The following is an 11707-nucleotide window of genomic DNA, read 5'->3' as shown; positions in this document are numbered from 1 at the left end:
ATTGTCGACCTACTTCTCATGCGTGTACCGCCGGGGGTGGCGCCGCTCAGAATTGCAGCGCGGTGAAGCGCCAATCGAGCACACTGCGGTCCTGCTCATCGACCGCGTACACCAGCGACCGCAACGTCAGCACGCCGCCGCGACCGCCCGGAAGCGGCTCCGCCCGCTCGACGTGCACCTCGCTGTAGAGCGTGTCCCCTTCGTACACCGGCCCGGTGTGGTCGCAGGACTGCCAGCCGAGGACCGTCACGAGGTTGGGCAGCAGTCGGGTCACCTGGGCGAGTGCCAACCCGATGGTGTGCCCTCCGTAGACCAGACGACGATTGTTGACCCGCCAGTCATGATGCGTCGCAGCGATGTTCAGCGTCAACCGCGCCAGCTCGGGTGCGCTAGTCACGACGTCGGCAGTACTGTGCAGCACGGTCCCCGCGAGGTTCGGATCGAAGTGGGCCCCCGGCACTTTCGCGCGGTAGGCGTCGGCGTCCCAGTCGGTGGTGGGGTCGGGCGTGGAGGGGTTTTCGGTTCCGATCGTCGACAGGTCGTCGCGGTGGCCGGTGTCTCCCGCGCCGTCACTCAGTGGCAGCATCGCGCAGCGGTGGAAATCGAGCACCAGGCGCCCCAGGTCGTCCACGGTCGTCATCCGCAACGCGGCCAGCCCAGTGCGCGCCCGCCCCGGCTTGACCGAGTTCTCCTTGAGCCCCACCACTTCGGTGCGGGTGAACAGGGTGTCGCCGATGACCGGGAACCGGTGAAAGACCAGTCCGCGGTAGAACAGGTTGGCCTTCACCCGCTGGGTGACCAGGGTGGTCTGGCCGATCGCCACGTCACAGACCAACGCCGGATGCGCCAGCGGGGCGGTGGCACCGGTGACCGCCGCGGCCAGCTCGCCGTCGAGCGCGAGCCGCAACCTGTCACCGACGATCGACTGATGCACGGCGGCCGCACCCGAGGTCAACGTCATCGACGGTGCGGTGTCGAAGACCTGCCCGACCTGCAGGTCGTCGAAGTATGGGCCGCTCACGGCTGCCCACTTTGGCATTTGGCCGCATAAAGTGTCAATATGGCCGTACATGAACGAGGAAGAGACGATGCTGGTCGCCACCGTGCGGACCTTCATCGACCGCGAGGTCAGGCCGCGAGTGCGCGACGTCGAACACGCCAACGAATATCCCGAGGCGTGGATCGAGCAGATGAAGCAGATCGGCATCTACGGTCTGGCGATCCCGGAGGAGTACGGCGGTTCGCCGGTGTCGATGCCCTGCTACGTCGAGGTGACCCAGGAGCTGTCCCGCGGCTGGATGAGCCTGGCGGGGGCGATGGGCGGGCACACCGTCGTCGCCAAGCTTCTGGTGCTGTTCGGCACCGAGGAGCAGAAGCGTCGCTATCTGCCCGCCATGGCGACGGGCGAGATCCGCGCCACGATGGCGCTGACCGAACCGGGCGGCGGTTCCGATCTGCAGAACATGTCGACGACGGCGCTGCCGTCCGAAGGCGACGGTCTGACCATCAACGGCTCGAAAACCTGGATCTCCAATGCGCGGCGGTCCGGACTTATCGCGCTGTTGTGCAAGACCGATCCGACGGCCACTCCGCGGCACAAGGGAATCTCGGTGGTGCTCGTCGAACAGGGCATGACGGGGATGTCGGTGTCGCGGGATCTGCCCAAGCTCGGGTACAAGGGCGTCGAATCGTGCGAGGTGACCTTCGAGGACTGCCGTGTGCCCGCGTCGGCGATCCTCGGCGGAGAACCGGGCAAGGGCTTCGCCCAGATGATGAAAGGTCTTGAGACGGGCCGTATTCAGGTCGCGTCGCGGGCGTTGGGTGTGGCGACGGCCGCGTTGGAGGATGCGCTGCGGTACGCCCAGGAGCGGGAGAGTTTCGGCCAACCGATCTGGAAGCACCAGTCCATCGGCAACTACCTGGCCGACATGGCCACCAAGCTCACCGCCGCCCGCCAGCTGACGCGCTATGCCGCCGAGCGCTACGACAGCGGCGAGCGTTGCGATATGGAGGCGGGAATGGCGAAGCTGTTCGCCTCCGAGGTCGCGATGGAGATCGCGCTCAACGCGGTCCGCATCCACGGCGGGTACGGATACTCCACCGAGTACGACGTCGAACGGTATTTCCGCGACGCGCCGCTGATGATCGTCGGTGAGGGCACAAACGAGATCCAGCGCAACGTCATCGCCTCGCAGTTGGTGGCCCGGGGCGGCCTGTAGCCGATGAAGTCCGCGCCGGCATACCAGACCCTGCGCGACCAGTTACGCGAAGAGATCGCGGCCGGCCGCTACCGCAACGGTGTGCGGTTGCCGACCGAGTCGGAACTCGTTGCCGCTCATGGGGTGTCACGGCAGACGGTACGCCGGGCGTTCCAGGACCTGGTGGCCGAGGGGGCGGTGTACCGGGTACCCGGCCGCGGCACCTACGCCAGCGGCTCCGGGCGGCGATACCTGCGCCAGTTCGGCTCGATCGACGACCTGATGAGCCTGTCCGACGACACCACCATGGAGGTGCTCGAAGGGCTGCGACGGCGCGTCGACGTCGAAGCGGCCAGCAGGCTTCGACTCGACGACGACATCGTCCACACCGTGGTGTTCCGCCGGTTGCACGGCGCCGATCCCGGGGTGGCGTTCGTGTCGACGACGGTGCATCTGGCGCCGACGGTGGCCGCCGCGGTGTCGGACTCGCCGGACCTGGCCGACGGAGCGGTCGGCACCCAGACGGTGATCGGGTTGCTCGAGCCGTATCTGAGCGCGCCGATCGTCGAAGCGGCGCAATCGATCACGGTCGCCCCCGCCGATGGTGCCGTCGCGGACGCCGTGCGCTGCGAGCCCGGTCATCCGATGCTGCGGGTGGATCGGCTGTATTCCGACGCCGACGGCCGACCGGTCGAGCTGTCGGTGAGCCACTTCCTACCCGAGCAGTACACCTACCGCGTGACGCTGCGCCGCTCAGGTTGACGTAACGGCGTCGACAAGGCCCCACCGCAAGGCGGTTGGCGGATCGATGGTGCGGCCGGACAGCACCAAGTACGCCGTGCGCCACCGGCCGATACGGCGGGTGATGCTGACCGTTCCGCCGGCGCCCGGGATCAGCCCCAGCCTCAGCTCCGGCAACCCGAAGACGGCATCAGCGCTCGACTCGACGTGACCGCAGAACGCCGCCATCTCCAATCCGCTGCCGAGCACCTGACCGTGAACTCGCGCGCGGCAGCGCTCACCGAGGCGGTCGGTCAGCTCGGCCAGCGCCAGCGCGGGGCTGTAGCGGGTGCGGGCGAAATGGGCGCTCGCTGGGTCGACGAAACTGCCGAACTCGGCGAGATCCCCGCCGCTGCAGAATGACGGCCCGTTGCCGGACAGCACGACCTCGGTGACCGACGGGTCGAGCCTCGCCACCTCCAGCGCCTCCAGCAGCGCGCCGCGAGCGTCGGTGGAGAACGCGTTGTGCCGCTGCACCCGGTTGAAGCGAACGTAGAGGGTGTCGTCGATTCGTTCGGCCACAACGGGTTCGGGGATGTCCGGGAGTTGGGACGGTCCCCGCTCGGCGAGCCAGCGGGCGAACTCCGGCCCCGACTGAAGTGTGGAGTACGCCAGCGACTCGGTGATGACGCCCGCGAAGGCGGGGGCGGCTGGGTCGACGGCGCGAAGGACGTCGTCGCAGATGCCCGCGGCGTGCGGCCACCGGGCGCACCGCTCGGTCACGTCGGACAGCGCGTCGGCCACCGAGGGCACGGTGACGACCCGGCTGTCGTCGGAATCGTGTTCCGACAGCGTGAATGTGGCGGCGTCAGTTGGCGATTCGATCGCCGCGACGATGCCCGCTGGCAAGTCGACGTGTGTCACGAGTACTTCTTGATCAGCTCCTGCTTGTACAGCTTGCCGGTGTCGGTGCGGGGCAACTGTGCCTCGAACGTGATCGACCGCGGACACTTGTAGTGCGCCAGCCGATCCCGGAGCCACTCGACCAGTTCGGCGGCGAACTCAGGGGTGGCGTCGGCTGGGTCGACGGTCTGCACCACACCGTGGACCCGCTGGCCCATCTCGTCGTCGGGGATCCCGAACACCGCGGCGTCCAACACCTTCGGGTGGGTGACCAACATGTTCTCGGCTTCCTGCGGGTAGATGTTCACGCCGCCGGAGATGATCATGTGATGCCTGCGATCGGTGAGGTAGAGGAATCCCTCCTCGTCGACATAACCGATGTCGCCGACGGTCGTCCAGCCGTGCCTGTTGCGCGCTTTCGCGGTCTTCTCCGGGTCGTTGAGGTACTCGAATGTGGTTCCGCCCTCGAAGTAGATCTCACCCGGCTCACCGGGCGGCAGCTCGTTACCGTCCTCGTCGCAGATGTGCAGCGTGCCGACCATGGGCTTGCCGACCGACCCGGGATGCGCCAGCCAGTCCTCCGCACTGATCAACGTCGAGCCGTGCGCCTCCGAGGACGCGTAATACTCGTCGATGATCGGGCCCCACCAGTCGATCATCTGCTTCTTGATCTCGACCGGGCACGGTGCCGCGGCATGGATCACGCGCTTGAGGCTCGACACATCGTACGAATTGCGTACCGACTCGGGCAGTTTGAGCATTCGGGTGAACATCACCGGCACGAACTGGCCGTGTGTGACACCGTAGCGCTGGATGGCGTCCAGCGCGCTTTCCGGGTCGAACTTCTCCATCACCACGGTCGTGTAGCCGGCGGCCTGAACCGTCATCGACCACACCGACGGGGCGGTGTGGTAAAGAGGCGCCGGACTCAGATACACCGAATCCGGCTCCATCCAGAACGAGACCATCATGGTCATCAGGCCGGGCGCCTCGGCCGGTGTGAGGTGCGGAAGTTCGCGCTTGATCCCCTTGGGTCGACCGGTGGTGCCCGACGAGTACTGCAGCAGGTCCCCTTCGATCTCATCGGGAATCGGCGTATCGGGATGCGCGGCAACGCATTCGGGGTAGCGCTGCCAGCCGTCGAGATCGCTGGAGGTGCTCGCCGACGCTCCGTCGGCGATGAGCAGCAGTTCGGGCAGCCCGCGGGGGAGCTCGCCGCCAAGCCCCTCGAGGGTCTTGCGCAGCGCCGCTGATCCCACGATGGCCTTGGCGTTGCTGTTGTCGATGATGTAGGCCGCTTCGGCGGCCGTCAGATGCGTGTTGATCGGCACGTAATAAAGGCCGCTCCGTCGCGCCGCCCACATCACGGTGTGGAAGTGCTCGTTGTTCTCCATCAGCAGGGCGACGGTGTCGCCCTCGACCAAGCCGGCCTGCCGGAAGTGGTGCGCCAAGCGGTTGGCGCGCGCCTCGAGTTCACCGAAGGTCACGACGGTTCCCGACGGATGCATGATGACGGCGGGTTTGTCGGGCGTCGCCTCGGCGTGTTCGCGGATCTGCATGGGCCGACTCTACGATGTGCCGACTTGACAGGTGTCAAGTGGTCGCCGATTTGTGTGCTCGCCAGGCAGCCGGCTCTAAGAGCAGCAGCGTCGCTGAGCAGCCACGAACACTTTGAGCACGCTCACCCTGCGGTGAGCGTGCTCAAAGTGTCGTATTTCAGTGGCGTGTTGTGCGCAAACACGCACGCTCGCGGATTATTCGGCTTCCGCTTCCAACCGGTGCTTCAGCGCGTCGAACTCGTCTTTGATGCCGGTCGGCAGCTTCTCGCCGACGAACTCGAACCACTCCTCGATCTGAGGGAGCTCCCGGCGCCACTCGTCGACGTTGACCTCCAGCGCAGCGTCCACGTCGGCGGGATCGACGTCAAGACCCTCGAGATCGAGGTCCTCGGCGGTGGGCACGGTGCCGATCGGCGTGGTGCGGCCACCGGCCTTCTGCTCGATGCGGTCGATGATCCACTTCATCACGCGGCTGTTCTCACCGAAGCCCGGCCACAGGAAGCGGCCGTCGTCGCCGCGACGGAACCAGTTGACGAAGAAGATCTTCGGCATCTTCGACTCGTCGGACTGCTTGCCGATGTCGATCCAGTGCGCGAAGTAGTCGCCGACGTTGTAGCCCAGGAACGGCAGCATCGCCATCGGATCGCGGCGCACGGTGCCGACCTTGCCCTCGGCGGCGGCGGTCTGCTCGGAGCCCATGGTGGCGCCGATGAACACACCGTGCTGCCAGTCGCGGGCCTGGGTGACCAGCGGCACCGTCGTCTTGCGACGCGCGCCGAACAGGATCGCCGAGATCGGCACACCCTGCGGGTCGTCCCACTCGGGCGCCAGCGTCGGGCACTGCGACATCGGGGTGCAGTAGCGCGAGTTCGGGTGCGCGGCCTTCTCCTCGGAGTCCGGCGTCCAGTCGCGGCCCTTCCAGTCGATCAGGTGCTGCGGATCGCCCTCGAGGCCCTCCCACCACACGTCGTTGTCGTCGGTCAACGCGACGTTGGTGAACACCGTGTTGCCGGCCTCGATGGTCTTCATCGCGTTCGGGTTCGAGGACCAGTTGGTGCCCGGCGCCACACCGAAGAACCCGAACTCCGGGTTGACGGCGTACAGCCTGCCGTCCTTGCCGAACCGCATCCACGCGATGTCGTCGCCGACCGTCTCGGCGCGCCAGCCGGGGATCGTGGGCTGCAGCATCGCGAGGTTGGTCTTACCGCAGGCCGACGGGAACGCCGCCGCGATGAAGTAGGCCTTGTTCTCCGGCGAGATGAGCTTGAGGATCAGCATGTGCTCGGCGAGCCAGCCCTCGTCGTGCGCCATCGCCGAGGCGATGCGCAGCGAGTAGCACTTCTTGCCCAGCAGTGCGTTGCCGCCGTAGCCCGAGCCGAAGCTCCAGATCTCGCGGGTCTCGGGGAAGTGGGTGATGTACTTGGTGTCGTTGCACGGCCAGGGCACGTCCTTCTGCCCCGGCTCCAGCGGTGCGCCGATCGAATGCAGCGCCTTGACGAAGAAGCCGTCGGTGCCCATCTTGTCGAGCGCGGCCTTGCCCATCCGGGTCATCGTCCGCATCGACACGACGACGTATTCGGAGTCGGTGATCTCGACGCCCAACTTCGGGTCCTCGGCGCCCAGGGGGCCCATGCAGAACGGCACCACGTACATGGTGCGGCCACGCATACAGCCGCGGTAGAGGTCTGTCATGATGCCGCGCATCTCGGCCGGATCCATCCAGTTGTTGGTCGGGCCGGCGTCGATCTCCTTCTCGGTGCAGATGAAGGTCCGTGACTCGACGCGGGCCACATCGGAGGGATCCGACAGCGCGAGGTACGAGTTCGGCTTCCTCTCGTCGTTGAGTCGCTTGAAGGTGCCTGCCGCCACGAGCTGCTCGCACAGGCGGGCGTTCTCCTCGTCAGAGCCGTCGGCGAACACCACGCGGTCGGGCTGTGTCAGCTCGGCGACCTCTTGCACCCACGCGAGCAGACCCTCGTGTTTCGTCGGTGCGGTGTCCAAACCCGGGATGGTCGCTGCGGTCATGAAAATCTCCTGTGTCTGTTGCTGCCAGGCCCCAAGGCTCCGTGTGCGCCACCCAGACAGGGATAGGCGGCGCTGCGGTCTCCCTATACCGAGGTTATCGCGGGTTAGAAGTGCACGGTGAATCGGGAGTGTGTCCGATCACTCACAGGAACGATTCAGATGGCTGTTTCACAGGGGTTTTACCGACCGAGTGTCATCACGTCGTGCGCGCCGGCCGGACAGATCGGCGCGGACGGCGTCGAGCGCCCGCTGCAGCGACGGCAGCCGGCGGTCGCGCTCGGCGGCGGCCCGCGCCCTCTCGAGCGCGTGCTCACGAAGTTCGGCGTCGATCGAGGCGATCCGCTCCGCCGCGGTGGATGCCTCGCGTTCGTCCCGGGCGGCCAACTCCAATGACAGCGCGTTCTCGGCGGCCAGCACCCGCGTCGCGACACGTTCGTCGAGTGCGGACTTGACGGTGCCGGTGACGTCGGTGAGCCAGCGATCCAGCACGGCCCGGTCCTGCAGCACCCGCCGGACACCGACCACCCACACCGTCAACACCAGCCCGACGAGACCACCGGCGACCAGACCGGCGACGGTCAGACCGGGGGCCAGCCCGGTGAACAAGCGCGTCACCGCCAACGCCACCCCCAGACCGAAACCGGCGCCGAGGATCGTCGTCAGCTGAGTCTCCAACCGCCGCGACTTCAGCCGCGGCGGGGCGATCTCGGGGACCGCCGGCGCGTCACACACCGGCGGAGCGGTCATCCCGAGCTGTGCCGCCACGTCGCCCAGATGCGCGGTGACACCGTCCTCGACCTCATCGACCACCTCGGCGGCACGTTCGCGCACCCGCGACTCGAAGTCACCGAGTGCCCTGCGGCCCAGTGCGGACGCGTCCTCGGTGAGTTCGGCCCGCACCGAAGTGCAGCGATTACGCGCGAGATACCCCAACTGGACACGGGCTTGCTGAATCTGGCTGCGCAGGGCGATGTTGCGTTCGGACTTCGTCACCCGGCGAGTTCGCACGATGTCGTCACGATTCTTGTGCAGCGCCGCGACGCGAGCACGTCGATGGGCACCGTCGCCGTCGGCGCGGTACTGGCATGTCACCGACTCGAGCCGGCCTTCCCACGCCCGCAAGCGGTTTCGTCGCTCCAGTTCGGGATCGGCCAGCCGCCGGCACAGCAGGCTCACCAGTTCGTCGATGTGCGACTCACCCAGATCCGGTGCGGCGGCCGCGCCCACCCACGGTACGGAGGCGTAGCGCGGTGACCGATCAGCCAACACCGCCCGATCGGCGGCCAGCACCTCACGCCAGTTGCGGTGGGTGTCGATCTTCGACACCACACCCACCACCAGGTCGGTATGACGCGAGACGGAATCGGCCAGCGCGCAGTCGGATTCGGTCAGCGGCGACACCGCCGACACCACGAACCCCACAGCGGCGGGCGCCTCGGCTGGGCCGAGATCCTCCGCCTCGACGAAGGTGCGCTCGGGCATCCGTTCCCGAAGCGCCGCGACCACGCTGGTGGTGCCCGCCAGCCAGGGACCGGTCACCAGTACGACGTCGCGGGCGCGCACCGCAGGCGGGGCGAGTCCGGGTTCGACGGCCGCGACGACCGCATCGGCCGCGGCGACTGGATCGGTACTCGTCACTTCCGCAGTCACCGTGACCGCCCGAGCAGGCGAAGCGAACCGCGGCTGATGTCGGCCGCACAGGCGCGGTGCAGCGCGTTGACCGGGCCGTTGCCGTACCGCTGCCACTGCACGGCGCGGCGCAGGTGCGCGGCCGGGTCGTCGCCCCGGTCGACGCGCGCGCCCGCGGCCTCGACGACGTCCACCGCCGCCGTCATCGCCGCGAGGACGGAGGCGTCGCTCACCAAGAGGTCGGCCAGCCGTGCATGGTCGGATTGTGTTGTCAGCGCGCGTAATTGGCTCACCGCGGTGCGGAGCCTGCGGTACCGCAACGGTGCACCCGCAGCGTGGACGTGTTCGGCGACCCGGTCGAGCTGGCTGAGCCGGCGCAGGTGGTGGGGCAGCGAATCAACACTCGCGCCCCGGTCGAGCGCGAGCACCGCGTGGGCGATTCCGAACCGGTCCAGCGCGGCGAGCAGCCGCTCGCGCGCTTCCCGCGGCAGCCGATGGGGCGACTGCACGAACGCGTCGGTCGACGACAGGTCGGCAGGTTCGGTGAGCAGGGTCTGCAGCGCGTCGAGCAACTCGCCGGTCAGGTTCACGTCGGCGAGCAGCGCGACCATCGGCACGGTCGGCAGCCCGGTCAAGGCACGGCACTGTGCGGCCCGGTGGTACGCGTGCGCCATCGGCCCAGCACCGCCGAAGCCGGTGAGGTCGGCCTTGGTCAGGATGACGACGGCGGGCCGGCCCGATCGGTCGAGAAGGGCTCGATCGTCGGGTTTGAGGGCTTCGGCGATCACCAGCACGTCGATGTCGGCGACACCGTCGGTCGACACCGCGATCCCAGCGGCCGTCAACGCCGCCGCCACAGTCGCGCGACCGACCCCTTGCCGACCGCGCACCGCCACCCGCGTCGGTGCGCACAGGCGCTTGATGATCGCCGTCAGCCGCGGGTCGCGGCGTTCTTCGCAGATCTGTAGCAGCGCGTCGACGAAAATCTGGTGACCTTCCCCTCGGAGACCGGCGGTCCTCACCGACCGCCTTCGACGATCGTGACACGTCGCAGCGTGTTGGGGAGCGGCCGAGCCTGCACCTGGGGATAGCCGCCGATACCAGCCGAAGGCAACTGTTGGGTATCAATCTGTACCACGATGCGGGTACTCCACTCCCGATGAGCGACCATGGACGGATGCATCTGCCCGGGCCCGACGTCGCCGAGGGGTCGACTTCGGGACCCGAGGCCCTCCGCCGACCGGCCGGCCAGCAGCACCGCTATCCCCGCGTCACCAGCTTCCGCACGCGGCGTACCACGCTGTCCGCCGCGCAGCAGGCGACGTGGAACCGGCTGTGGCCCGAGATCGGCATGCAGGCACGCGACGGCGACGTCCCCGCTCCGCTGGTGGACACCGAGGCGTGGTTCGGGCGGTCTGCGCCCGTGGTGGTGGAGATCGGCTGCGGAGCCGGGACCTCGACGCTGGCGATGGCCAAGGCGGAACCTGGAATCGACGTCGTCGCGGTCGAGGTGTACCGCCGGGGGCTGGCCCAACTGCTCTCCGGGATCGAGCGCGAGGGCGTCCCCAACATCCGGCTGGTCCGCGGCGACGGGGTCGACGTGCTGCAGCACATGTTCCGACCCGGCTCACTGACCGGCGTGCGGGTGTTCTTCCCCGACCCATGGCCCAAGGCCCGCCACCACAAGCGCCGCCTGCTGCAGCCGGCCACCGTCGGGTTGATCGCCGAGCGGCTGCGCCCCGGCGGGGTCTTCCATGCGGCGACGGACCACGCCGGTTACGCCGAGCAGATCGCCGAGGTCGGCGACGCGGAGCCGCGGTTGCGCCGGGTGAACCCGTCCGACGCGCTTGCAATCTCCGTCGAACGACCGGTCACCAAATACGAAGGCAAGGCGCGAAACGCCGGCAGCGCCGTCGCCGAACTGGTGTGGGAGAGAGCGTGATGAGCCTCACGGAGGACCTCGGGCATATAGAAGAGGTGGCACCCCCCGAGGCGCCGCCGTCGCCGGCCGATGCCACGGCCCGCGTGCTGCTGGTCTGGGACGCGCCGAACCTCGACATGGGGCTCGGCTCCATCCTCGGCGGCAGGCCGACAGCCGCGCACCGACCGCGGTTCGACGCGCTGGGCCGCTGGCTGCTGGCGCGTACCGCCGAACTGTCTGCCCAACTAGAGGGCACGGCCCGTCCCGCCTCGCTGGAGCCGGAGGCCACCGTGTTCACCAACATCGCACCCGGCAGCGCCGACGTCGTCCGGCCATGGGTGGAGGCGCTGCGTAACGTGGGGTTCGCGGTCTTCGCCAAGCCGAAGATCGGCGAGGACAGCGACGTCGACAGCGACATGCTCGACCACATCGCGCTGCGCCGCGGCGAGGGTTTGGCCGGCCTCCTGGTGGCCTCGGCCGACGGGCAGGCCTTCAAACACCCGCTGGAAGAAATCGCCCGAGACGGCATCCCGGTGCAGGTGCTCGGATTTCGCGAACATGCGAGCTGGGCGCTAGCGTCGGATACCTTGGAGTTCGTCGACCTGGAGGACATCCCTGGTGTTTTCCGGGAACCGCTACCGCGAATCGGCCTCGATTCGCTGCCCGAGCAGGGGGCATGGTTGCAGCCGTTCCGGCCGCTGTCCTCGCTATTGACCTCGCGGGTCAACAACTGAACCGCTCAGAGGTCGCCA

At 68.0% G+C, this 11707-nt stretch carries 10 protein-coding genes; 4 read left to right on the top strand and 6 right to left on the bottom strand.

The genetic code is table 11. The features are described from left to right. Window positions 1-46: 46 nt before the first annotated feature. Window positions 47-1039: a MaoC family dehydratase gene (locus tag AU193_RS10510; RefSeq protein WP_172798269.1), complete on the bottom strand. Its 993-nt coding sequence runs from the start codon at window positions 1037-1039 to the stop codon at window positions 47-49. Window positions 1040-1070: 31 nt separating this feature from the next. On the opposite strand from AU193_RS10510, the gene AU193_RS10505 reads away from it, so the two are divergent. Both AU193_RS10505 and AU193_RS10500 read left to right on the top strand, forming a co-directional pair. Further along, the gene (locus AU193_RS10505) at window positions 1071-2219 is read left to right on the top strand and encodes an acyl-CoA dehydrogenase family protein (protein WP_064422316.1); all 1149 of its coding nucleotides are present in this window, start codon (window positions 1071-1073) and stop codon (window positions 2217-2219) included. 3 nt (window positions 2220-2222) lie between these two features. Continuing rightward, window positions 2223-2960 (top strand): GntR family transcriptional regulator, encoded by a 738-nt coding sequence (locus AU193_RS10500; protein WP_064422315.1) that lies wholly within the window; start codon window positions 2223-2225, stop codon window positions 2958-2960. On the opposite strand, the gene AU193_RS10495 is transcribed toward AU193_RS10500, so the two are convergent. The 5 genes from AU193_RS10495 to AU193_RS10475 form a co-directional block, all read right to left on the bottom strand. After that, the gene (locus AU193_RS10495; RefSeq protein ID WP_064422314.1) at window positions 2952-3842 is read right to left on the bottom strand and encodes an enoyl-CoA hydratase/isomerase family protein; all 891 of its coding nucleotides are present in this window, start codon (window positions 3840-3842) and stop codon (window positions 2952-2954) included. The genes AU193_RS10500 and AU193_RS10495 overlap by 9 nt on opposite strands. Next, window positions 3839-5380, bottom strand: a complete 1542-nt coding sequence (fadD4, locus tag AU193_RS10490; RefSeq protein WP_064422313.1) for a fatty-acid--CoA ligase FadD4 — start codon at window positions 5378-5380, stop codon at window positions 3839-3841. Before fadD4 ends, AU193_RS10495 begins: the two co-directional genes overlap by 4 nt. A 195-nt stretch (window positions 5381-5575) precedes the next feature. Then, window positions 5576-7405 carry a phosphoenolpyruvate carboxykinase (GTP) gene (locus tag AU193_RS10485; protein WP_064422312.1) on the bottom strand — a complete coding sequence of 610 codons (1830 nt, stop codon included), beginning with the start codon at window positions 7403-7405 and terminating at the stop codon, window positions 5576-5578. A 168-nt stretch (window positions 7406-7573) separates the two neighbouring features. Continuing rightward, window positions 7574-9043, bottom strand: coding sequence for a hypothetical protein (locus tag AU193_RS10480; RefSeq protein WP_064422355.1), 1470 nt, complete (start codon window positions 9041-9043; stop codon window positions 7574-7576). Between the two features lie 8 nt (window positions 9044-9051). Further along, window positions 9052-10056: a hypothetical protein gene (locus AU193_RS10475; protein ID WP_371259179.1), complete on the bottom strand. Its 1005-nt coding sequence runs from the start codon at window positions 10054-10056 to the stop codon at window positions 9052-9054. Window positions 10057-10193: 137 nt separating this feature from the next. On the opposite strand from AU193_RS10475, the gene trmB reads away from it, so the two are divergent. Together trmB and AU193_RS10465 are read left to right on the top strand one after the other, a co-directional pair. Further along, complete coding sequence (trmB, locus tag AU193_RS10470) at window positions 10194-10976, top strand: tRNA (guanosine(46)-N7)-methyltransferase TrmB (RefSeq protein ID WP_064422311.1); 783 nt, start codon at window positions 10194-10196, stop codon at window positions 10974-10976. Continuing rightward, a complete protein-coding gene (locus AU193_RS10465; RefSeq protein ID WP_064422310.1) occupies window positions 10976-11689 on the top strand; it encodes an NYN domain-containing protein in 714 nt (237 codons plus the stop codon). The genes trmB and AU193_RS10465 overlap by 1 nt, the downstream gene beginning before the upstream one ends. The last annotated feature ends 18 nt before the right edge of the window (window positions 11690-11707 follow it).

It is taken from the genome of Mycobacterium sp. GA-1285 (assembly GCF_001499905.1).
GTDB lineage: Bacteria > Actinomycetota > Actinomycetes > Mycobacteriales > Mycobacteriaceae > Mycobacterium.
Note: the sequence above shows the minus strand (reverse complement) of the source record. Positions and strands in the feature narration are given on the sequence as shown.

Excerpts from the sequence above, each read along its gene's own strand:
- trmB (WP_064422311.1), top strand. The coding sequence starts at position 10,194 with ATGAGCGACCATGGACGGATGCATCTGCCCGGGCCCGACGTCGCCGAG.
- AU193_RS10510 (WP_172798269.1), bottom strand. The coding sequence starts at position 1,039 with ATGCCAAAGTGGGCAGCCGTGAGCGGCCCATACTTCGACGACCTGCAG.
- AU193_RS10485 (WP_064422312.1), bottom strand. The coding sequence starts at position 7,405 with ATGACCGCAGCGACCATCCCGGGTTTGGACACCGCACCGACGAAACAC.
- AU193_RS10465 (WP_064422310.1), top strand. The coding sequence starts at position 10,976 with ATGAGCCTCACGGAGGACCTCGGGCATATAGAAGAGGTGGCACCCCCC.
- AU193_RS10505 (WP_064422316.1), top strand. The coding sequence starts at position 1,071 with ATGAACGAGGAAGAGACGATGCTGGTCGCCACCGTGCGGACCTTCATC.
- AU193_RS10500 (WP_064422315.1), top strand. The coding sequence starts at position 2,223 with ATGAAGTCCGCGCCGGCATACCAGACCCTGCGCGACCAGTTACGCGAA.
- fadD4 (WP_064422313.1), bottom strand. The coding sequence starts at position 5,380 with ATGCAGATCCGCGAACACGCCGAGGCGACGCCCGACAAACCCGCCGTC.